The sequence below is a fragment of the Mesorhizobium sp. BHbdii genome (assembly GCF_053848045.1).
This window is the reverse complement of record NZ_JBSPKX010000007.1, coordinates 138,725-160,734: the sequence shown is the minus strand read 5'-3', so window position 1 is coordinate 160,734 and position 22,010 is coordinate 138,725. Positions and strand designations below refer to the sequence as shown.

The following is a 22,010-nucleotide window of genomic DNA, read 5'->3' as shown; positions in this document are numbered from 1 at the left end:
CCGAAGCTGAGCACCCGATTACGCGTTGTGCAAGCCTGGAGAAAACGTTAGCCCGCCAAATAGGTGTCCGCCCAGTTCGACACCGCCCAGCGCGGGTTGTTGGCAACATTCCCCACCGTATCTCTGATAACGCTGATGAAGCTCCATTCGGCGACGTTGATTAGCGGCAGGTCGGCTGCGACCTTTTTCTGAAACTCCTTGTAAAGTTCCGTCCGCGCGGCGGGGTCGAGCGTCTCGGATGCCTTGGCGATCAGGGCGTCGAGTTCGTCGTTCTTGTAGCCGCCCTGGTTGGAGAACGGCACGCCGTCGGGAATGCCGCTCTGCACGAGGATGGTGGTCGAGATCGCAGGGTCGCCGCGGAACACCGGCGGCCCGACCGCGAGGTCGAAAGCGTGGTCGGTGTAGACAGCCTTGATATGCGCGGCCGAGTCGTTGTTGACCAGCTGCGCGTCAATGCCGATGGCGGCGAGCGCCTGGCGCAAATAGTCGCCGAACTGCTTGGTCTCGTTGAAATAGGGTGCCGGCAGTAGCTTCAGTGAAAAGCGCTTGCCGTCGTCGCCTTTGCTGTAACCGGCTTCGTCGAGCAGGGCGTTGGCCTTGGCCACATCGAAGTCATAGGTCGGCACATCGGCCGTATAGAATTGCGGATCGTTCTTCGGCACCGGGCCGGTGGCTGTGGCGGCGTAGCCGAGGAACACTGTCTTGACGACGAAATCCTTGTCGATGGCGTGGGCGATCGCCTGGCGCACCTTCAGGTCGGCCAGTTCCTTGCGGCGATGGTTGATCTCGACGACAAGCTGATAGGTCAGCCCCTCATAACCCTTGGTAATCACCTTGAGACCAGGCACCTTGGAGATGCGGTCGAGATCGGCCAGCGGCACCGCGGAAAAGGCGGCGAGCTGGATCTCCTCCGCCTCGAGCGCGCTTGCGGCCGAGGTGCGGTCGGGCAGCACCTGATAGATGATCTCGTCAAGGTAAGGCTGGTCCTTGCCCCAATAATCGGCATTCTTCTCCAGCCGGTAATATTCTCCTGACTTGTGTTCGGCGAATTTGAACGGGCCGGTACCGACAGGCGCGTTGTTGGCCGGGTTCTCTTCGATCTTTCCGGTCTCGTAGATGTGCTTGGGCACCACGCTGCTCAGCGCCGGCAAGGCATTGCGGATCAGCTGGAACGGTGTCGGCTTGGCGAATTTGAACACAGCCGTCAGTTCGTCCGTCGTGTCGACCGCCTCCAGATCCTTGAACACGGTGCGGCCGAGATTCTGCAGCGGCTTCCAGATCTGCAGCGCCGAGAACGCGACGTCGGCGGAGGTGAAGGGTTTGCCGTCATGCCATTTGACGCCCTCGCGCAATTTGAACGTCACCGACAGGCCATCGGCGGCGCCCTCCCAACCTATCGCCAGGCGCGGGTCGAGCCCGTCCTTGCCCTCGAAGGACGCCTCGGCCAGCGTTTCCACGATCTTGCTCGAAATGAAGAACACGCCGTTGGAAGCGACGATCGCCGGGTTGAGGTTGCGCGGCTCCGAATCGGCGGCGACGACCAGCCGTCCGCCTTTCTTCGGCGTCTGTGCCAGACCGATGGTCGGCAGCGCCGTCGAGGTCAGAAGCAATGCCGAACCGGTAAGCACGGTGCGTCTGGAAATCGTGAAATCTGACATGATTGAACTCCGTCCCTCTCAGCCACCCGGCCGGGTGGGCCATCACCCTCGGACGCCAGACGGCCTCCTTGCAAGGGCGATTATGAGCCTTGCCGAGGGTTTCGCCAGAGACGGATTTGGCGCATCCTCATGTGGCTTTGAAAATTTCGTCCGCTGGACCAGTTACAAGAAGCGGTTCAATCCGACCATTTCTGGTACGACCAAATTAGGCTGGACACCGCAGTGTACGACGACCGAGGGTGCCGGAACGGCCGTTCCACCTGTTTCTGGCTGGACCAGGCTGGACAAAATAGTGCAGATTTGACCGACAGCCAGAGCATCAGAACCAAAACAGCCTCGGCCAGGGAAATTCAGGGAGAGAGAGATGAACGTCGCCCCGGGCAAGAATGCCGTCAGCACCATCCCGTTCGATCATGCCAGGCTCGATCGGCTGATGGAGGAGGCCGGCATCGATGTGCTGCTCGCTACCTCCAAGCACAACACGCAATATCTGCTTGGCGGCTACAAGTTCATCTTCTTCGCTGCCATGGATGCGATCGGCCACAGCCGCTATCTGCCGATCGTTGTCTATGAGAAGGGCGGGCCGGGCCACGCCGCCTATATCGGCAACCGCATGGAGGGCGGCGAGCACCAGAACAAGCCGTTCTGGACGCCGACCTTGCATGCCGCCTGCTGGGGCACGCTCGACGCCGCCAACCTTGCCGTCGAACACCTGACGAAAATCGGCAAGGGCGATGCCCGCATCGGCATCGAGCCGGCTTTCCTGCCGTCGGATGCCTACACGCTGATCCGCAAGGCATTGCCCGACGCCAAGCTGATCGACGCGACTGATATGCTGGAGCGGATGCGTGCCATCAAGACGGAAGCCGAGTTGGAGAAATTGCGCATCGCCTCCGAACTGATCACCGATTCCATGCTGGCGACCATTGCGTGGGCACGCGAAGGCACGACCAAGACTGAGATCATCGAGCAATTGCGGCGCGAGGAGACCAATCGCGGAGCGCATTTCGAATATTGCCTGCTGACGCTGGGTTCCAGCCACAACCGCGCCGGCTCGCCACAGGCATGGAAGAAGGGCGAGGTGATGTCGATCGACTCAGGCGGCAATTATCACGGCTATATCGGCGACCTCTGCCGCATGGGCATTCTGGGCGAGCCGGATGCCGAACTCGAGGACCTTTTAGCCGAGGTCGAGACGGTGCAGCAGGCGGCCTTTTCCAAGGTACGCGCCGGCACACTGGGCGGTGATATGATTTCCTATGCGGAGGGCGTGCTGAAGAAATCCAATGTTGCGCCCTATACCGATTTCTTCGCCCACGGCATGGGGTTGATCACGCATGAAGCGCCATTCCTGATGACCAACCATCCGGTGACATATGAAGGCACCTATGCCGAAAAGCCGCTGGAGAAAGACATGGTGCTCTCGGTCGAGACCACGATGCTCCACCCGACGCGCGGCTTCATCAAGCTGGAAGACACCGTGGCGGTCACCGAGACTGGCTATGTCATGTTCGGCGATCGGGGCAGGGGTTGGAACAGAGGTGGGGTGGCTTAGCCGCCGCCCGGCGGCAGCAGCCTGAAATCCGGCAGGTCGCGCAACGCCAGTTCCGGTCCGGCGGGCGAATAGACGACGAAGAGCTGCATCGGCCCATCGCCGGTATTTAGCGTTGAATGGAAGCGGCTTTCCGGCACATAGATGGTGCAGCCGGGGCCGACCTTCGCAATGACCGGATTGCCCTTGTCGTCCTCAACCATCTGCTCGCCATTGCCTGATATGACGAAGATGATTTCCTCGGCGCCCGGGTGGTTGTGGCGCGTGTGGCCCTTGCCGGACGGCAGGTCGACGACGCCGCCGGAAAAGCGCGTCGCGCCGTTCACCTCGGGCGCCACCGTCAACGACAGTCTGCCCCAGTCGAAGCCGAAGGCGCTGACCTCCTTCGGATAGACAAACACCTTGTTCTTGTCGGTCATCGTCTTATCCCATCTTTTTCTTTGCAACGATTGTGCCGCCAAGCGTGACGGCCTTGAAATCCGCAGTCTGCCTGGCGATCGCCGCTTCCGCCGGCAGCCGCTCCATCGAGCTTGCCCCGTAAAAGCCGTGCAGGCCCTTGCAGCGTTCGAGTATATACCGGGCGTCGTCCGGCATCGAGATCGGCCCGCCATGGCAAAGCAGGATGACGTCCTTGCGCACGACACGGGCCGCTTCAGCGATGGCGTCGATCTCCGTCACGCAGTCGTCGAGCGACTTGGCCGACGTCGCGCCGATCGAGCCGCCGGTGGTCACCCCCATATGGGCGACGATGATGTCGGCGCCGGCCTTGGTCATGGCGCGGGCCTCATCGGGATTGAAGACATAGGGCGTGGTCAGCAGGTCGAGTTCGTGTGCCGCGGCGATCATGTCGACCTCGAGCCCGAAGCCCATACCGGTTTCTTCGAAACTCTGCCGCATCTGGCCGTCGAACAGGCCGATGGTCGGAAAGTTCTGCACGCCGGAAAAACCCATTGTCTTCAGCTCGGCCAGCAGCAGCGGCATGATGACGAAGGGATCGGTGCCGTTGACGCCGGCCAGCACCGGCGTCTTCTTCACCACCGGCAGCACCTCATAAGCCATTTCCTTGACGATCTCGTTGGCGTTGCCATAGGCGAGCAGGCCGGCGGCGGAGCCGCGCCCGGCCATGCGGTAGCGGCCGGAATTGTAGATGATGATCAGGTCGATGCCGCCGGCCTCCTCGGCCTTGGCGGACAGACCGGTGCCGGCGCCGCCGCCGACGATCGGCACGCCGCCGGCAATCATCTTGCGGAATTTTTCCAGGATCTTCTTGCGCGGTATGGCGGCCATGGCTTCGTCTCTCACTGTCTGGCGATGTCGAGAAAAGCCGCAACCGCAGCCTTGGCGAATTCGGGATCGTTGATGTGCATCGGCAGGCGCGTTACGCTTCGCGTGTCACCAGGCTTGATCGTGCGCTCGATGGCCTCGAAGAGTGCTGCATCGGCCTCGGGGTCGAAGAAAGCGCCGCCTTCGATGTCGAGCACCGAGACGCCTTTTTCGGGAATGAGGAACCGGACCGGGCCATCGCAGAGGCTCAGTTTGGTGCCGATCCATTCGCCGATCTTGCGGCTTTCGTCAGGTGTCGTGCGCATAAGCGTCACGTTAGGATTGTGCTCGTAAAACAGCCGCCCGCTATAGCGTTCCGGAATGGTCGGCGGCGCCCAGAAATTCACCATGTCGAGCGCGCCGACCGAACCGACATAGGGTAGCCTGGAGCGGGCGATCGCGCCGAAGCGGTCTTCGGTCGCCGGCAGCACGCCGCCGAACAGGAGGTCGCAGACTTCTGTCGTCGTGATGTCGATGACGCCGGACAGCAAGCTGCTGTCGGCCAGCTTCTCCATGGTGCGGCCGCCGGTGCCGGTGGCGTGGAAGACCATGCAGTCATAGATCGATCGGAGCTGTTCGGCGATGGAAGTCACGCACGGCGTGGTCACGCCGAACATGGTGAGGCCGATCGACGGTCTGCCGTCGGCCGGCTCCGCCGGCTTTGCCGCCATGCCTGATATCGCCCGGGCGGCGTTGTGCAGCACGACACGAGACAGCCGGTTCAGGCCGGCCATGTCGGTCACCGACGGCATCATCACGATGTCGGAGACATCGACATAAGGTGCGGTGTCGCCCGAGGCGAGCGTCGAAACCATGATCTTGGGCAGGCCGAGCGGCAGCGCGCGCATGCCTGATGTGATGATCGAAGTGCCGCCACCACCGCCAATGCCGATCACACCTGCTATATCGGTGCGCGATTGAACAAACCGGGTGAAAGCGATGGCCATTGCCGCCACTGCGGTGCCGCGGTCGTCGATGCTCAGTACGGCACTGCTGCCGCCGGGATGGTGGCCGGCGACCTCTTCGGCCGAGACATCGACCGGCACGATTGGGTTGCGCGTTCCAACATCGATGCGGGCAACAGCAGCACCGGTAGCAGCGACCGCGTCGGCCAGAAAGGCGAGTTCCTCACCCTTGGTGTCGGCGGTGCCCACCACATAGACGCGCTTCATTGCGTTCCCCGGTTCTAGGCGCGCTCGGCGTTGCCGCCTGCCGCTCTTTGCCGGCCGTTCGGCATCGCGAAGGCCATTGCAATTTTTTGAGACGCGCGTATCATATTGACATGAATGTCTCACGTCAACAAGCGGCGGTTTCCGACGATTCCGGTTCTGGAGCCGCACGCGGACCGCGCGCGCGCACAAGACGGCTGATGCTGGAGACGGCGACAAGGCTGATGCAGGCGGGCGCCACGCCTTCGGTCAGCGAGGTCGCCGAAGCGGCAGAAGTCTCCCGCGCCACCGCCTATCGATATTTTCCAAGCCAGGCGGCCCTGGTGCAGGCGGTGGTCGACGAAGGACTCGGGCCGATCCTCACCTGGAAATCAGCCTCGGCCGATCCCGAGCGCCGCGTCGTTGAACTGTTCGATACGGCCATGCCGCGCATCGAAGCCTTCGAGGCGACCTTCAAGGCGGCGCTGAAACTGTCGCTCGACCAGTGGGCGCGGCGGCAGGCAGGCACGCTGGGCGGCGAGCCGGCCTTCACGCGCGGCCATCGCGTCGATCTGCTCAAGGACGCGATCGCACCGCTCAAGCACCGGCTGCCGCCACGCGAATTCAAGCGCCTGGCGCAGGCCCTGTCGTTGATCTTCGGCGTCGAAGTGCTCATCATACTGAAGGACATATGGGGGCTGGACAGCCGCAAGATGATGTCGGTAGCGCAATGGGCAGCCGGCGCCCTAGTGCGGGCTGCAGTGATGGAATCGGTAACCGAAGGACGCAGAAGCGCGCCGGCGACAGCCACGGAATAGTATCGATCTGGTTCGACCAGTTTGGGATGCTGATTACCGACAATAGTTGACGTGCCGCAACGCGAGCAAGGCCCTTGCGTATCAAGGAGTAGGAAAATTTAAGAAAAACAGACAGATGTTGCTGGAATCCGCTTGTCTGAAGGGCTGCCATCGTCCAAGAAAGAGCTTGACGTGTGTCCGAAATTGGTAATACCAGATCAGGACAATATGGCGGATTAAAAGTGAGGGCTGCGATCCATTCCGGCCGAGCGAGGAGGCTCGAAACCGGAACGCTGCCACCACGGGAGGAACTACCAGGGTCGGCCTCGCCGCCGGCTCGCGTGATACGGTAGAATGCGCACAAGGGAGGAAATCATTATGCGCAAGACAATGACCAGCATGCTTGCTGGTATCGGCTTAGTGCTTGCCTGCGGAACGTCCGTCTACGCGCAGGATAAGGAACTCACCATATTCTGGGCTGAATGGGATCCGGCGAACTATTTGCAGGAACTCGTCAACCTTTACGAGGCCGAGAGCGGCGTGAAGATCACGGTCGAGACGACGCCGTGGCCGGATTTCCAGACCAAGGCGTTCACCGAGTTCAACGCCAAGGGCAGCGCCTACGACATGGTCGTCGGCGATTCCCAGTGGATCGGCGCGGCCTCCGAGGCAGGCCACTATGTCGACCTCACCGACTTCTTCAACAAGCACAATCTGAAGGAAGTGATGGCGCCGGCGACGGTGAAATATTACGCCGAATATCCGTCCAACTCCGGCAAATACTGGTCGATCCCGGCCGAGGGTGACGCAGTCGGCTGGTCCTATCGCAAGGACTGGTTCGAAGACCCGAAGGAGATGGAAGCCTTCAAGGCCAAGTACGGCTACGATCTCGGCGTGCCGAAAGACTGGAAGCAGCTGCGCGACATCGCCGAATTCTTTCACCGTCCCGACGAAAAGCGCTACGGCGTCGCCATCTACACCGACAACTCGTATGACGCTCTGGTGATGGGCGTCGAGAACGCCATCTTCTCCTTCGGCGGCGAGCTTGGCGACTATGCCACTTATAAGGTCGACGGGATCATCAACTCTGAGCAGAACGTCAAGGCGCTAGAGGCCTACAAGGAGCTCTACTCCTTCACCCCTCCCGGTTGGGCCAAGAGCTTCTTCATCGAGGACAACCAGGCGATCACCGAAAACCTGGCGGCGATGAGCATGAACTACTTCGCCTTCTTCCCGGCGCTCATCAACGAAGCCTCGAACCCGAATGCCAAGGTCACCGGCTTCTTCGCCAACCCGCCAGGACCGAACGGCGATCAGTTCGCCGCGCTCGGCGGCCAAGGCATCTCAGTCATCTCCTATTCCCAGAATCAGGAAGAGGCGATGAAGTTCCTGGAATGGTTCATCAAAGACGAGACGCAGAAGAAATGGGCGGAACTCGGCGGTTACACCGCAAGCGCCAAGGTGCTCGAGTCGCCTGAATTCCAGAACGCCACGCCTTACAACAAGGCCTTCTACGAAACCATGTTCAAGGTGAAGGACTTCTGGGCGACGCCGGAATATGCCGAGCTGCTCATCCAGATGAACCAACGCGTCTATCCGTACATCACCGGCAATCAGGGCACGGCCAAGGAAGTGCTCGATTCGCTCGCCGCGGACTGGAACGCGACGTTCAAGAAATACAACCGCGTGAAGTAAACGGCACTAATGCTCGGAGGGGGCGGAGCCCGCCCCTTCCGTTTTCTTTTCCGGACAAGGAAGGAACGGGCCTTGGCCACTGCAGTCATGACCACCCTGGATCCCAACTCGCGCTCCGCCGCCCGCGGCATGAGCGACCTCACGATCCGTAATCTCTTCATTATTCCGACGATCGTTTTCCTGATCGTCTTCAACATCTTTCCACTGATCTATTCGCTCGGCTATTCCTTCACCGACTTTCGCGCGTCGAGCCCCGCGGCGGCCAATTTCGTCGGACTGCAGAATTACCGCGAGCTGCTCAACGACCTGTTCATCTGGTCGAATTTCGCCATCACCGCCAAATATGTCATCGTCTCCGTAGTCGGCCAGGTCATTGTCGGCTTCGGCGTGGCACTGCTGCTCAACCGCGATATCCCGTTGAAGGGCCTGCTGACGACACTGCTGCTATTGCCAATGATGCTGTCGATGGCCGTCGTCGGCCTGTTCTGGAAACTGCTCTACGATCCGTCCTTCGGCATCATCAACTATACGCTCGGCCTCGGCTCCTTCGAGTGGCTGTCCAACCCCGACATGGCGCTCTACGCGGTTGCCATTACCGACATCTGGATGTGGTCGCCCTTCGTGATGCTGCTGTCGCTCGCCGGCCTGTCGGCAGTGCCGAAGCACCTCTACGAGGCGGCCGCGATCGACCGCGCCGGCTCGTTCTATACCTTCTTTCGCATTACGCTGCCCTTGGTCGCGCCGATCCTGATGATCGCGATCATCTTCCGCACCATGGAGGCGTTCAAGACCTTCGATCTTGCCTACATCCTGACCAGCCAGCCGACCACCGAGGTGATCTCGATCCGGCTCTACAAGATGGCGTTCCAGGAATGGCAGACCGGGCGCTCCTGCGCGCTCGCCTACATCGTGCTGATCATGATCCTGGCGATCACCAATATCTACGTCAAATACCTGAACAAGGTGAAGGAGCGCTAGAATGGCCGCTGTCACCACCTCTACCGAGCGTTCGCTCAACAAACTCGCCATCGTCGGTGTGCTGGTCGTCACGATGATTTTCCTGGCGCCGATCTACTGGATAGCCTCGACGGCGTTCAAGCCGCGCAACCTTGCCACCACCATTCCACCGACGGTGGTGTTCCAGCCGGAGATATCGCCTTTCGTCAAGCTCTTCACCAAGCGCTCGCAGTTGCGCACTGCGCCGACGCCGGAACAATACGCCGCCGCCCCGTGGTGGGAGCGGCTGGTGTTTGACGGCGGCGAGAAAGTGGTGCGCTCGGGCAGGGGCGAGGTGCAGTGGTCCGGCTATCCGAGCCGCTTCATGAATTCGCTGATCGTCGCCATCACCTCGACGATCCTCGCCGTCGGCATGGGCACCTTCACGGCTTACGGGTTCTCGCGCTTCAAGATAAAGGGGGAACAGGACCTGCTCTTCTTCATCCTGTCGACGCGCATGCTGCCGCCAGTGGTGGTGGCGATCCCGATGTTCCTGATGTACCGGGCGGTCGGCCTCAACGACACGCATTGGGGCCTGATCATCCTCTACACCGCCTTCAACCTCAGCTTCTCTGTATGGCTGATGAAGGGGTTCATGGACGAAATTCCGAAGGAATACGAGGAGGCGGCCCTCGTCGACGGCTATACGCGCATGGAGGCGTTCTTCAAGATCGTGCTGCCGGAGGCGGCCACCGGCATCGCCGCGACCGCGGTGTTCTGTTTCATCACCGCATGGAACGAATATGCCTTCGCGCTGATCATGACCAACCGACGCGCCCAGACGGCGCCGCCGTTCATTCCAAGCCAGGTCGGTTCCGGCCTGTCCGACTGGACGGTCATCGCGGCCGGCACCTTCCTGTTCCTGCTGCCGGTCGCCATCTTCACCTTCCTGTTGCGCAACCACCTCCTGCGCGGCATGTCCTTCGGAGCGATCCGCAAATGATCCGCCATGCTACAATCCAGCGCACGGCCGAGATCGTGATGGTGTGCGGCATCATCGCGCTCTGCCAGCCGTGGAATCTCTTCCTGCACCGCTACGGGCTGACAATCATCATTGTCGGGCTGCTGACGTTCATGATCACCGGCTGGGTCGGTCCAAGGCAGAAGCCGCAGGCGACCGGCGCGCCGGAAAAAGAAGGTCACCCATGACCCAGATCGAGCTTCGTGGCGTCCAGAAATTCTTTGGCGCCGTTCAGGTCATCAAAGACCTCAATCTCAAGATCGACGACAACGAGTTCATCGTGCTGCTCGGCCAATCGGGCTGCGGCAAGACGACGACGCTTCGCGCCATCGCCGGACTGGAGACGATCGACGGCGGCGATGTCCTCATCGACGGCAAGCCGGTCCAGCATCTCAAGGCTGCCGACCGCGACATTGCCATGGTCTTCCAATCGTTCTCGCTCTATCCGCATATGAGCGTCTACGAGAACATCGCTTTTCCGTTGCGCGCAATGCGCAAGAGCAAGGCCGAGATCGACGGCGAGGTGCGCTCGGTCGCCAAAGTGCTGCAGATCACCGACCTGCTCGGCAAGAAACCGTCGGCGCTGTCGGGTGGCGACATGCAGCGCGTGGCGATCGGCCGGGCGCTGGTGCGGCGGCCGAAGGCGATGCTGATGGACGAGCCGATCGGCGCGCTCGACGCCAAGCTGCGCGAGGAGATGCGTGCGGAGATCAAGCGGCTGCACATCAAGCAGGGCTCGACCACCATCTACGTCACCCACGACCAGATCGAAGCGATGAGCCTTGCCGACCGCATCGTCATCATGCATGAGGGCGTTCTGCAACAGGTAGGCAGCCCATCGGAAGTGTATACGCACCCGGCCAATTTGTTTGTCGCGCAATTCGTTGGCTCGCCTGTGATGAACGTCGCCAACGCGGCGGTGACGATGAACGGCTCCGGCGCCAGGGTCACCGTCGACGGTGCCGCGGAAGGGTTCCTTTTCCCGGCCGAACTGGTCGGCCAGCTCGACGCCGCGAGCGTCGAGCAGGATCGCCTTGCACTCGGCATCCGCCCCGAAGGAGTGATGGTCTCGCGCGAGCCGGCGGACGGTTATCTGCCGGTCGAGGCGCACATCATCGAACCGCTTGGCTCTTACGATATCGTCGACCTCAAGGTCGGGGCACAGATGTTGCGCGCCCGCACCCGTTCCGGTTTCGTCGGCAAGCCGGGGGTCCAGGTCTTCGCCAAGCTCGACCCGGCGCAGGCGCACTTCTTCGACACGACAAGCGGCAATTCGCTGGGGGTGAGACTCTGATGGCCCATATCCAGCTCAAGAACATCTCGAAGACATTCGGCAATCACACCGCATTGACCGGACTCAATCTCGACATTGCCGACGGCGAGTTCTTCGTGCTGCTCGGCGAGACCGGTGCCGGCAAGACGACGACGCTGCGCATGATCGCGGGCCTGGAAGAGCCGGACGAGGGGCAGATATTCATCGACGGCGCTGATGTCGCCGACTGGGGTGCGGCCGAGCGCGACGTGGCGCTGGTTCTGCAGCAATACTCGCTTTATCCGCGCTACACGGTGCGCGAAAACCTCGAATTTCCGCTGAAGCCAAAAATCCGCCGCATCGAGCCCGACGAGATCAAGACGCGCGTCGACCGCGTTGCCAAGACCTTGCGCATCGAGCATCTGCTCGACCGCAAGACGGATCGCCTTTCTGGCGGCGAGATGCAGCGCGTCTCGATTGGTCGCGCCATCGTCAGGAAGCCCCGCGTATTCCTGATGGATGAGCCGCTGTCGGCCCTTGATGCCAAGCTGCGCGAGGCGCTGCGCACCGAGCTGAAGAACATCCAAATGAACCTTGGTCAGACCTTCCTGTTCGTCACGCACGATCAGATCGAGGCGATGTCGATGGGCGACAAGGTTGGCGTGCTCAATCATGGCCGCATCGTCCAGACCGGCACGCCGTATGAGATCTACAACAATCCGCGCGACACCTATGTGGCGAGCTTCGTCGGCTCGCCGCCGATGAACCTCATCGACGGCAAGCTCGTCGACGGCCGCGCGGTGATGGCACCGTTGAATTTCGAGCTGCCTTTTACGGGGGGTGCCAAGACGAGCGGTGCGACCGACGGTCGCCCGCTCGTCTTCGGTATTCGTCCCGAGGATGTCTATCTCGAGAGCGGGGCGCCGGTGGAAGCGCGCGTCCACGATGTCGAGAACCATGGCGTCGAAAAGATCCTGACCCTGCGGGTCGGCGACGCCATGCTGCGGGCCACGGTGCCGGCCAGAACCGATGTCGAGATCGAGCAGCCGGTGCGCTTTGCCTGGGATCCGGACAAGGTGGTGCTGTTCGACAAGGGAAGCGGGATTAGTCTCCGCCACGCGGGCTAAGCGCACCCGTTGGGCGGGAGGATGCTAAGCGGCTTGAAGCCTCTGTCCAGGTTTAGCCGGCTTGGCGGGTCTCAGCCTGTTCCTCGGCCCGAAAATGGCTGGGAGCCGATCCGATGACGCGCTTGAACGCCCGACTGAACGAGGCGTCGGATTCATAACCGAGGCGAGCGGCGACGACGGAAATCTTCAGCCGGTCGCGGACCAGCCATTGCCGTGCCTGGTGCATTCTCACCTGGGTGACATATCTCGCCGGGGTTTCGCCGACGATCGTCGCGAAGCGTTCCGCGAAACCCGATCGCGAGGCGCCCATCATCCTGGCGAGCGTTTCCACCGTCCAATCGCGGTCCGGTTCGAGATGGATCGCCGCCAGCACGCGACCGATCTCGCGGTCTCTCACCGCCGCGATCCATCCGGACGAGTCGCCGCAGCCGCGCTCGACCCATGACCGGATGACGGTGGCGGCCATCACATCGGCAAGCCGTGCCAGAATGCCGCCGGAGCCGACGCGCTCCATCGTCACTTCGCGCGCCATGGTCTCCAGCAGATGCGGAATGGCCGGTTCATAGGCTTCCAGTTCGTGCGCACGCATGACATCCGGCATCATGCCCAGCAAAGGGTGCAAACCATCGAGATTGAAATACATGCTGCCGAAAAACAGCAGGGTCCCCGGCCGGCAGCCTTCGTTCGACAGGCAGTAAACGCCCTTGCAGACCTCTCCGACCTCGTAACCCTGGATCGGCGAAGCCTCGGTGCCCGGTTCGCTGGCCAGGACATGTGCTGCACCGCGCGGCAACAGCACCGCGTCGCCTGCATTGAGTTCCACCCATTCGCCGGACGGCTGCAGCAACCAGCATCCTCTGCGGCCGATGAAATGAAATCGCGCCGCCGGCTGAGCCGGGAACTGGATGCCCCAGGGCTCCTTCATTTCGCACCGGCCATACTCGACGCCATCAAGACGCAACCCGCGCAATATGTCCGTCAGCGGATCGCCAGTGACCGGAACTTTGGACGAATGGTCAAGCATGATGGTGTTTCTAGCATGGAAACTCCAGACGGTCACTCCCTATGTTGCACTGCAGCCAAATGTTGCGCTGCAACCAGTCGGAGATCCCATTATGACCGAACCCGCGACAGGCGTCATGGACGCCGTTCTCGATCCCGCCGAAAGCGACGAGCGAGCCGAGCCGGCGTGGGGGGCGGTCGTATCCCTCGCGCTCGGTGTGTTTGGGCTCGTAACCGCAGAATTCCTGCCTGCCAGCCTGCTGACGCCGCTGGCGCAGGACCTCGGTGTGACGGAGGGCACTGCCGGCCAAGCGGTGACAGCGACGGCCGTTGTCGGCGCGATCGCCGCCCCGACTATGGCTGTCATCACCAAACGGCTTGATCGCAGACTGGTCATGTGGGCGCTGACGATCCTCCTGATCCTGTCGAACCTCCTGGCGGCGTTTGCGTCCTCGCTTCCCGTTCTTCTGATCGCCCGCATCATGCTCGGGATCAGCCTCGGCGGCTTCTGGTCGATGTCGGCGGCGATGGCGATGCGGCTTGTTCCGATGCGGCTGATGCCGCGCGCCATGTCGATCATTCTCACCGGCGTTTCGGTGGCGACGGTCTGTGCGGCCCCGGTCGGCGCCTATGTCGGCGACGTCTGGGGATGGCGAACGGCCTTCATGATCGCGGCTGTTGTCGGGGCCCTGGCGCTGCTGATGCAGGTCGCCACCCTTCCGAAGCTGCCGCCGGCGGGCGTTGCCAGTTTTCGCACCTTGCTGGAGGTGATGAAGCGGTCGACGATCAGGGCAGCACTTCTGGTGGTCGTGCTGGTGGCCTCGGGACACTTTGCCGGCTTCACCTATGTCCGGCCATTTCTCGAGAACGTTCCGGCACTGGATATCGAGACGATCTCGCTGGTGCTGCTCGCCTACGGCATTGGTGGGTTCTTCGGCAATTTCGCCGGCGGCTTCATGGCCGAGCGCAATCTCAAGGCAGCCGTCGGCCTGGCGCCTCTGCTGATTGCATTGTCAGCGCTCCTGCTGCTCGTTCTCGGTGCCTCACCCGTGGTGGCGGCAATGGCGGTTGCCGCCTGGGGCTTTGCCTTCGGTGCGGTGCCGGTCGGGCTGCAAACCTGGCTGGTACGAGCCGCTCCCGACCAGGCCGAAAGCGCTGGCGGGCTGATGGTCGCCACGTTCCAGGTGGCCATTGCGCTCGGCGCCGTTTTCGGCGGCCTGCTGGTCGACAATGCCGGCGTCGCCAGTGCGTTCGCCTATTGCGGGATCGCGACGCTGCTGGCGGCCCTGGCGGCGTTCCGGCTTGGCCCAAAGGCAGCCGACAGTTGAGGGTCCGTCAAACCGCGCGGCCGTCGAAGTCGAAAATCGGCACAGCGTCCAGATCGAGATCGTCTATGCAATGGATGTTGACGTACGCGCTTCGTTCGCTCCCATCGCTGACATCCTCGGCGAAGGGATGGATGCCGCAGGTCCGGCAGAACCGATGGGCGATGACATGGTTGCCGAAGGTGTACCTGCCAAGATCGTCGCCCCAAGCAAGCACCCGCAATGCCCCGTGCGGCACGGCCCATAGCAGCGCGCATTTGCGCGAGCAGATCGAGCAATTGCATCGCACGGCTCCGGTTAGATCGCCCTCGACCTCGAAGGCGATCTTGCCGCAGTGGCAGTTGCCTTTGTAGAGCATCAGGTCGCCTCCTTCCTTCGGTTCGACAGGGGTGCAAAAGTGCTTATGCCGGGTTATGTCTCTGCAGGCCACGCACCAGCTGTGGCCTGTAAGACGTTGCAGGCGTCCGGAGTCCGACACCGAAAATGCAATCCGTCCGCGACCGCCTCGAAGTCGTCCTTTCGCGTCTCGCCGTCCGCGCGGACAATGAAAGCGTATTCGTAAAGCTCTATCCGGAAGCCGCACGGGCAGCAGCCGATGCCGCCGATGGTCGGCGCAGAGCCGGCGTGACGCTCGGGCCGCTCGACGGAACAATTCTGTCGATCAAAGACCTGTTCGATGTCGCCGGCGAGCCGACCACGGCCGGATCATTGTTGCTCAGCACCGCGGCGCCGGCGATGCGGGATGCCGTCATCGTGCAACGATTGCGGCAGGCGGGCGCTGTCATCTTCGGCAAAACCAATATGACCGAATTCGCCTTCACCGCAATCGGCGTCAACCCGCATTACGGCACGCCCGGCAATGCGACCGACGCCAGCCGGATTGCGGGTGGCTCATCCTCCGGCGCCGGTGTTTCCGTTGCCGAAGGCACGAGCGAGATCTCGATCGGTTCTGACACCGGCGGTTCGGTGCGCATTCCGGCATCGCTGAACGGTGTCGTCGGGTTCAAGCCGACGGCACGCCGGGTGCCGCGCGATGGCGTTCTCCCGCTGTCGGCCACGCTGGACTCTATTGGCCCGCTTGCCCGCACCGTCGCCGAATGTGCCGCAGCCGACGCGGTGATGGCGGGCGAGGAGACTGTGGCTCTGGTTCCGCTTCCGTTTGCCGGACTGCGCATCGGCATTCCGCGCGGCGCGCTCTTCGAGGATACGGAAAAAGAGGTCTCGGCGGCGTTCGAGCGATGTGTTCGCAAGGTAGAGCTTGCGGGTGCATACCTCGCCGATCTGTCCATCGATGACCTCCTTGCCGATTTGCGAGGGGTAACCAAACAGGCCTCGATCGCGGCAATGGAGGGCGCCGCGGTCCATGCAGATTGGCTGGCGACAGGTGCGACGACGCCGGTCGATCCGCGGGTGGGCGAGCCGTTGTCGCGCGCCGCCGCCGTTCCGGCTACGGCCTATATAAGGGTAATCCGCCGCCGCACGGCGCTTGTCGCCGCCATGGACGAGCGGCTGGCGTCCGTCGATGTGCTGGCCCTGCCGACCACACCGGTCACCGCGCCGACCATCGTGTCTATGACCAGCGACGAAGCTCTATGTGAGCGCACCGAAGACCTTCTGTTGCGCAACACGCAGGTCGCCAACCAGTTCGACCTCTGCGCGATCTCGTTGCCGATGCCGGGAATGGCGCGCCCGGCCGGGCTGATGCTGGTGGCGCGCCACGGCCACGACCACCGTCTCCTGCGCATCGCGGCGGAAGTCGAGGCACTGCTTATAGCGTGTCGCGTCTGAACGGGTTCATGCGACGCGCTTTAGGTTCTTGTTTCTATGCATGTCGTTATCGCAAAACCGCTGCGCACTTTTGCGCGACATGCATTAGCCGTTGAGGTGCTCAGATATCGGCCGGAAACCGCCGCCGGTAGTGCTCGACCACTTCGGGATTGCGCAGATTGACCGGCAATTTGTTGGCCAGCACCAGCAAGGCTTCATCAGCCGAACCGACGCCCATGCGCATCATCGATTGCTCGGTGATGCCGGCCATGTGCGGCGTGACGATGACATTGTCGAAGCCGAAATAGGGATGATCTGAAGGCAGCGGCTGCGTCACAAAAACATCGAGCGCGGCACCGCCGATACCGCCCTTTTGCAGCGCTTCGATCAGCGCGTCGTCGTCGATCACCGGCCCGCGCGAAATATTGATCAGCAGCGCATGCGGCTTCATCCGACCGATGCGCTCGCGGTTGATCAGGCCGCGCGTCTCCGGTGTCAGCGGGCAGCACAGAACGATGATGTCGCTCTGCTCGATCAGTGCGTCGATCGACAGGAAGCCGACCCTATCGGGCGCCGGCCTCATGCTGCGCGTCGTCGCTACCACGTTCAGGTCGAAACCATGTGCTGCGATATGGCCGACTGCCTGTCCGATGGCGCCGAAGCCGACAATGCCGATCGTCTTGCCGGCGAGCTCGCTGGCGAGAATGGTGTGGTCGCGGCCGGCCAGCCAGCCCTTCGCCCGCAAGTCGCGGTCCACCATGCGGAAACGCCGAAGCAGCGCCAGGGTCGCGAACATCACGTATTCGGCGACCGACCGTGCATTGACCGCCGGCACGTTTGCCACCAGCACGCCGGCTGCAGTGGCCGCTTCCATCGGAACCATGTCGAGCCCGGCGCCATGGCGGATTGCAGCCCGGAGCTTCGTAGCACCTTCGAACAGCGCTGATGGCAGCGGGGCGCGAACGATGATGATATCGGCGTCCCTCGCCTGAGTCGCCAGAGTGTCCGCATCGAGGGCGGAAGCGACAACGAGTTCGCCGGCACCAGTCAACATGGCGGAGGCGCGCGGGTGCAGCGTGTGCGTCGACAGGATTTTGGGCATATCAGACCTGTTCGAGTGCTGGGCTGTGAGGTTCTGCCCCGCCGCCTTCGATCAGGCCTTTCCAGTAACTTTCCGCGCCTTGCAGATGGGCACTCATCAGCGCCTGGGCGAGATTGCCGTCGCGGCGCAGCAGCGCCTCGTAGATCTGGATGTGCTCGGCATGCGAGCGCACGCTGCGTTCGGGATCGTTGAAATAGATCGGCAGGCGTTGCTCGCCCATCATGTAATAGACGCTGCATATGTTGTGAAAAACGCTGTTCTTGGTTGCCCGCACGATTTCAAGGTGAAATTCGCGGTCCTCCTTGGCGAGGCCCTCGCCTGCCGCAATGCGCTCCTCCGACGCCTTCAGGATTTCGCGCAGCCGCTCGAAATTTTCCTCGGTAGCGCGCGAACAGGCAAGCTCGGCGGCCTTGATCTCGTGGATCTTGCGCAACTCGACCGTCTCGTAGATCTGGATCGGATCAAGCGGCAGGCCGGCCCTGGCAAAAAGCGCCATCGCCTCGACGCTGGCCTGCTTGGTGTCGATGTAGATGCCGGACTTGGCCCGGCGCTCGACGATGCGCATGGCTTCGAGGATTGCCAGCGCCTCGCGGATCTGGCCGCGGCTGACGACGAAATGCTCCGCCAGTTCACGCTCCGACGGCGTTCGGCCCGTCGCCTTGTCGGAGTGGGAGAACAGATAGGCAGCGAGTTCCGCGAGAAGGTTCTTTTCTTTCATGATCAGCCGCGTAGCGCGTGCGCCTCCAGGAACCGTTCCGAAAGGGTGAATCCCAGTCCGGGCTTCTCGGGGATCGCCATCATACCGTCCTTTGCTTCGACAGTCTCCTCGATCAGATCGTGGATCATCGGGTTGGCGCCGAGCGAATACTCGATGGTAAAGCTAGCCGGCGAAGCAGCGCAGACATGCAGCCCGGCAAAGAAGCAAGGCGCGCCAGCCCACAGATGCGGCGCAAAGCGCAGATTGAACGCGCTGGCGATGGTGCCGATCTTTATCGCCTCGCTGATGCCGCCGCAAAAAGCCGGGTCAGGCTGGAAGATATCGGCCGCCTTGAGCGTGGCGAGGTCGCGGAAAGCATAGCGCGTCGCTTCGCTTTCGCCGGTGGCGATCGGGATGGAGCCGGACGCCCGCACTTCGGCCATGCCGGGCTTGTCGTCGGCGATGACCGGCTCCTCGAACCAGGCCAGATCGAGGTCGCCGGCGAGATGGATGAAGCGCTTGGCTTCCGCCACCGTATAGGTGCCATGCGCATCGACCATCAGGTCAACCTCGGGGCCGAGCGCCTGTCTTGCGGCGCGCACGCGGGCGGCGGAAAGATGCGGAGCGCCGTCCATCGCGCCGATCCGCATCTTCAGCGCCTTGAAACCCCCCTTGGCGATATAGGATTTTAACTGGTCGCCGATCGCCTCGGTGGGAGCCCAGCCGCCGGAAGCATAGGCGGGCATGCGGTCGAGCTTGCGGCCGCCGAGCAGCCGCCAGACTGGAACCCCCTGCGACTTGCCCAGAATATCCCACAACGCGATGTCGACGGCGCTGATCGCAGCGACGCTGATGCCGCGCCGCGCCAGTTGCGGCATGGCGTGGCCGTTTTGCGCGGCACTGTCGTGGCGCACGCCATTGTAGAGCATCTCCCAGATCACCCCGATGTCGGCCGGATCGCAGCCGATCAGCTGCGGGCCGACCTCGTGGTTCAGCATGTGGACGAGGGCGCCATAGCTGCCGGTGCTGCCGGCAGCATTCTTGCCTTCGCCCCAGCCGACCAGCCCGTCGTCGGTCTCGATGCGCAGGATGGCGGCATCAAACGTCGTCACTTGACCGAAGTCGCTGCGGTGCTGCTTCGCGGCTTCGATCGGTATGCGGACCCACCAGGCTTGGACCGTCTTGATGCGCATGTTCATCCCCGGCCTTGCCGCCGGTCAGGGCGGAAGGCTCATTCTCAAACGGACCGACTACTTGATCAACGGCAGCAACGTTTCAGCGTTGATGCGCATCTGATCGGTGTAGAACTTTTCCGTCAGCACGCTGGAACCATGGTCCTGAATAAATTTGAGCTGCTCCGGCGAGATGTCGACCGGATTGCGCTCGACCATGTCGGGATACGGAGCGGCCGGCGTGCGGTCGACGGGGGCGACGAACTCGTTGGTCAGCGCGCCATCGTAACCGACCTCCTTCAGCGTGCCGACGATCTTCGGCCAGTCGATCTGTCCGAGACCGGCGGCGAAGCGGTTGTTGTCGGCGACATGGAAGTCGAACAGGCGGTTGCCGACCTGCCGGATGGCATCATAGACGTTAAATTCTTCCATGTGGATGTGGTAGGCGTCGAGGCAGACGCCGCATTCGGGGCTGACTGCATCGGCCAGCGCCAGCGCCTGGGCGCCCCGGTTGAACAGATAGGTCTCGAAACGGTTGAGCGGCTCGACCGCGATCTTGACACCGACCTTCTTGGCATGGGTGAAGCATTCCCTGGTGGCGTCGACCACCCATTTCCATTCTTCTTCTTCGGTGCCGTCCGGCACCACCTTGCCGACGGTGGCGGGAACCAGGGTGATGATCTCGCCGTCGAGTTCGCTCACCATCGTCAGCACATCCTTGACGTACTGTACGGAGCGCTCGCGCTGGCCCTGGTCCTTGGCGGCGAGATTGCGCTCGCCCAGCATCAGCGTCACCGCCCCCCAGCAGCGGATGCCGTGCTCCTTCAGGAGCGCGCGCGTCTCATCGGTCTTGTATTGCTCGGGCTCGCCGGAAATTTCGATCGACTCATAGCCGAATTTCTTGATGCGTTTGAGCGTCGTCTCCAATGGTTCCGCCCGCATCCAGTTGTGCGTCGAAAGATGCATGGTCTGTCCTTCCCAGAATTCGCCTGTAACAGTTCGCCTGCGACGCACTCCACCAGAGTGCGTTGCATGATTCCTCCCCAAGGCGCTCCAGCATTTGTCGTAAACTGGTTCGACCAATTGGGCGTAAAAAGAGGTCTACAGCAATTTCATCTGGACGGCAAGAAATCCTACAAGGCAGCGCCGGCCCATGATCATTTCATTGATAAAACTGGCGTATTAGTCCGCTGCGCGGCAATTTTCGCAGCGCTGGTTGCGAGTGGCACCGCTTGACCAATTGACCATATTTGGTAATACCAGAATGGCGGTGCGTACTAGCGCCTGTCGAGAAAAGACCAAAGAGGCTGGCCCTGCTTTCAATCGGCGCTATGCTTGGTCGTGGATAATTAGGGAGGATGCCGATGCCGTCGACAATGAAGGGTCCTGGGCTGTTTCTGGCGCAGTTCGCAGGCGATGCCGCACCGTTCAATTCGCTGCCGGCGATCACCAAATGGGCGGCCGGGCTGGGTTACAAGGGCGTGCAGATCCCGACCTGGGACAGCCGGCTGTTCGACCTCGAGAAGGCGGCGTCTTCCCAGGCCTATTGCGACGAAGTGAAGGGCATCTGCACCGAGGCGGGCGTTGAGATCACCGAGCTGTCGACGCATCTGCAGGGACAGTTGGTGGCGGTGCATCCGGCCTATGACGCGCAGTTCGATGGCTTCGCGCCGCCTGCGTTGCACAATAATCCTAAAGCCAGGCAGCAATGGGCGGTCGAACAGATGAAGTTCGGCGCCAAGGCTTCGAAGAATCTCGGGCTTAAGGCGTCGGTGTCGTTTTGCGGAGCGTTGGCCTTCCCCTACCTTTATCCTTGGCCGCAACGGCCGGCGGGATTGATCGAAGAAGCATTTTCCGAACTGGGAAAACGCTGGAAGCCGATCCTCGACGTCTATGAGGCCAATGGCGTCGACGTCGGTTACGAAATCCATCCGGGCGAGGACGTCTTCGACGGTGCGACCTTCGAGATGTTCCTCGACGCGGTGGGCGGCCACAAGCGCTGCAACATCAATTACGACCCGTCGCATTTCCTACTGCAGCAGCTCGACTATCTCGAATTCATCGACATCTATCACGAGCGGATCAAGGCGTTCCACGCCAAGGATGCCGAGTTCAATCCGACCGGCCGGCAAGGCGTCTATTCCGGTTATCAGAGCTGGACGAACCGGGCCGGGCGTTTCCGCTCGCTCGGCGACGGACAGGTGGATTTCGGCGGAATCTTCTCCAAACTCGCCCAATATGACTACGATTCATGGGCGGTGCTGGAATGGGAATGCTGCCTGAAGCACCCCGAGGATGGCGCGGCCGAAGGCGCTCCCTTCATCCAGCATCACATCATCAGGGTGACGGAAAAAGCATTCGACGATTTCGCCGGCGGCGCGACCGACAAAAAGGTGCTGCGCGCCATGATGGGAATCTAGCGCTTCTTTCCCTCCC

At 62.0% G+C, this 22,010-nt stretch carries 22 protein-coding genes; 12 read left to right on the top strand and 10 right to left on the bottom strand.

The window, feature by feature from the left end:
* Positions 1-47: 47 nt before the first annotated feature.
* Positions 48-1,658, bottom strand: coding sequence for an ABC transporter substrate-binding protein (locus ACWTU8_RS27710; RefSeq protein ID WP_455850641.1), 1,611 nt, complete (start codon positions 1,656-1,658; stop codon positions 48-50).
* 364 nt (positions 1,659-2,022) lie between these two features.
* Here ACWTU8_RS27710 and ACWTU8_RS27705 point away from each other — a divergent pair, with 364 nt between their 5' ends.
* A complete protein-coding gene (locus tag ACWTU8_RS27705) occupies positions 2,023-3,213 on the top strand; it encodes a M24 family metallopeptidase (RefSeq protein WP_455850640.1) in 1,191 nt (396 codons plus the stop codon).
* Here ACWTU8_RS27705 and ACWTU8_RS27700 read toward each other — a convergent pair.
* Genes ACWTU8_RS27700 through ACWTU8_RS27690 form a run of 3 tightly spaced genes read right to left on the bottom strand, consistent with a single transcriptional unit; the run spans position 3,210 to position 5,705 of the window.
* The gene (locus ACWTU8_RS27700; RefSeq protein WP_135934609.1) at positions 3,210-3,629 is read right to left on the bottom strand and encodes a cupin domain-containing protein; all 420 of its coding nucleotides are present in this window, start codon (positions 3,627-3,629) and stop codon (positions 3,210-3,212) included. The two genes, ACWTU8_RS27705 and ACWTU8_RS27700, sit on opposite strands and share 4 nt — an antisense overlap.
* A gap of 4 nt (positions 3,630-3,633) precedes the next feature.
* On the bottom strand, positions 3,634-4,497 hold the full coding sequence (locus tag ACWTU8_RS27695) for a phosphoenolpyruvate hydrolase family protein (protein WP_287095716.1): 864 nt from the start codon (positions 4,495-4,497) through the stop codon (positions 3,634-3,636).
* 11 nt (positions 4,498-4,508) lie between these two features.
* A complete protein-coding gene (locus ACWTU8_RS27690) occupies positions 4,509-5,705 on the bottom strand; it encodes a Tm-1-like ATP-binding domain-containing protein (protein ID WP_455850639.1) in 1,197 nt (398 codons plus the stop codon).
* A gap of 110 nt (positions 5,706-5,815) precedes the next feature.
* Between ACWTU8_RS27690 and ACWTU8_RS27685 the strand changes: the two genes are divergently transcribed.
* From ACWTU8_RS27685 to ACWTU8_RS27655, 7 genes are all read left to right on the top strand, one after another.
* The gene (locus ACWTU8_RS27685; protein WP_455850638.1) at positions 5,816-6,499 is read left to right on the top strand and encodes a TetR/AcrR family transcriptional regulator; all 684 of its coding nucleotides are present in this window, start codon (positions 5,816-5,818) and stop codon (positions 6,497-6,499) included.
* A gap of 357 nt (positions 6,500-6,856) precedes the next feature.
* A complete protein-coding gene (locus tag ACWTU8_RS27680) occupies positions 6,857-8,173 on the top strand; it encodes an extracellular solute-binding protein (protein WP_455850637.1) in 1,317 nt (438 codons plus the stop codon).
* A gap of 72 nt (positions 8,174-8,245) precedes the next feature.
* Positions 8,246-9,151: a carbohydrate ABC transporter permease gene (locus ACWTU8_RS27675; RefSeq protein ID WP_455850636.1), complete on the top strand. Its 906-nt coding sequence runs from the start codon at positions 8,246-8,248 to the stop codon at positions 9,149-9,151.
* A gap of 1 nt (position 9,152) precedes the next feature.
* Positions 9,153-10,112 carry a carbohydrate ABC transporter permease gene (locus tag ACWTU8_RS27670; protein WP_455850635.1) on the top strand — a complete coding sequence of 320 codons (960 nt, stop codon included), beginning with the start codon at positions 9,153-9,155 and terminating at the stop codon, positions 10,110-10,112.
* Positions 10,109-10,318, top strand: a complete 210-nt coding sequence (locus ACWTU8_RS27665) for a hypothetical protein (protein ID WP_065009763.1) — start codon at positions 10,109-10,111, stop codon at positions 10,316-10,318. The genes ACWTU8_RS27670 and ACWTU8_RS27665 overlap by 4 nt, the downstream gene beginning before the upstream one ends.
* Positions 10,315-11,424 carry an ABC transporter ATP-binding protein gene (locus ACWTU8_RS27660; RefSeq protein ID WP_455850634.1) on the top strand — a complete coding sequence of 370 codons (1,110 nt, stop codon included), beginning with the start codon at positions 10,315-10,317 and terminating at the stop codon, positions 11,422-11,424. Before ACWTU8_RS27665 ends, ACWTU8_RS27660 begins: the two co-directional genes overlap by 4 nt.
* Complete coding sequence (locus ACWTU8_RS27655) at positions 11,424-12,509, top strand: ABC transporter ATP-binding protein (RefSeq protein ID WP_029348302.1); 1,086 nt, start codon at positions 11,424-11,426, stop codon at positions 12,507-12,509. Before ACWTU8_RS27660 ends, ACWTU8_RS27655 begins: the two co-directional genes overlap by 1 nt.
* Positions 12,510-12,561: 52 nt before the next feature.
* Here the strand turns inward: ACWTU8_RS27655 and ACWTU8_RS27650 are convergent, their stop codons facing one another.
* A complete protein-coding gene (locus ACWTU8_RS27650; protein WP_455850633.1) occupies positions 12,562-13,533 on the bottom strand; it encodes an AraC family transcriptional regulator in 972 nt (323 codons plus the stop codon).
* A gap of 91 nt (positions 13,534-13,624) precedes the next feature.
* Here ACWTU8_RS27650 and ACWTU8_RS27645 point away from each other — a divergent pair, with 91 nt between their 5' ends.
* Complete coding sequence (locus ACWTU8_RS27645; protein ID WP_455850632.1) at positions 13,625-14,839, top strand: MFS transporter; 1,215 nt, start codon at positions 13,625-13,627, stop codon at positions 14,837-14,839.
* 7 nt (positions 14,840-14,846) lie between these two features.
* Here the strand turns inward: ACWTU8_RS27645 and ACWTU8_RS27640 are convergent, their stop codons facing one another.
* Positions 14,847-15,194, bottom strand: a complete 348-nt coding sequence (locus ACWTU8_RS27640; RefSeq protein WP_455850631.1) for a GFA family protein — start codon at positions 15,192-15,194, stop codon at positions 14,847-14,849.
* Positions 15,195-15,319: 125 nt separating this feature from the next.
* Between ACWTU8_RS27640 and ACWTU8_RS27635 the strand changes: the two genes are divergently transcribed.
* Positions 15,320-16,624: an amidase gene (locus tag ACWTU8_RS27635; protein ID WP_455850630.1), complete on the top strand. Its 1,305-nt coding sequence runs from the start codon at positions 15,320-15,322 to the stop codon at positions 16,622-16,624.
* Positions 16,625-16,724: 100 nt separating this feature from the next.
* Here the strand turns inward: ACWTU8_RS27635 and ACWTU8_RS27630 are convergent, their stop codons facing one another.
* Genes ACWTU8_RS27630 through ACWTU8_RS27615 form a run of 4 tightly spaced genes read right to left on the bottom strand, consistent with a single transcriptional unit; the run spans position 16,725 to position 20,540 of the window.
* A complete protein-coding gene (locus ACWTU8_RS27630; RefSeq protein WP_455850629.1) occupies positions 16,725-17,705 on the bottom strand; it encodes a hydroxyacid dehydrogenase in 981 nt (326 codons plus the stop codon).
* 1 nt (position 17,706) lies between these two features.
* Positions 17,707-18,423 carry a FadR/GntR family transcriptional regulator gene (locus ACWTU8_RS27625; RefSeq protein WP_029348296.1) on the bottom strand — a complete coding sequence of 239 codons (717 nt, stop codon included), beginning with the start codon at positions 18,421-18,423 and terminating at the stop codon, positions 17,707-17,709.
* A gap of 2 nt (positions 18,424-18,425) precedes the next feature.
* Positions 18,426-19,595, bottom strand: a complete 1,170-nt coding sequence (locus ACWTU8_RS27620; protein WP_455850628.1) for a mandelate racemase/muconate lactonizing enzyme family protein — start codon at positions 19,593-19,595, stop codon at positions 18,426-18,428.
* 57 nt (positions 19,596-19,652) lie between these two features.
* A complete protein-coding gene (locus ACWTU8_RS27615) occupies positions 19,653-20,540 on the bottom strand; it encodes a sugar phosphate isomerase/epimerase family protein (RefSeq protein WP_065009756.1) in 888 nt (295 codons plus the stop codon).
* A gap of 66 nt (positions 20,541-20,606) precedes the next feature.
* Here ACWTU8_RS27615 and ACWTU8_RS27610 point away from each other — a divergent pair, with 66 nt between their 5' ends.
* Together ACWTU8_RS27610 and ACWTU8_RS27605 are read left to right on the top strand one after the other, a co-directional pair.
* On the top strand, positions 20,607-20,810 hold the full coding sequence (locus ACWTU8_RS27610) for a hypothetical protein (RefSeq protein WP_455850627.1): 204 nt from the start codon (positions 20,607-20,609) through the stop codon (positions 20,808-20,810).
* Between the two features lie 128 nt (positions 20,811-20,938).
* Entirely contained in the window at positions 20,939-21,994 is a 1,056-nt protein-coding gene (locus tag ACWTU8_RS27605) for a sugar phosphate isomerase/epimerase family protein (protein ID WP_455850626.1), read from the top strand.
* Positions 21,995-22,010 lie beyond the last annotated feature (16 nt).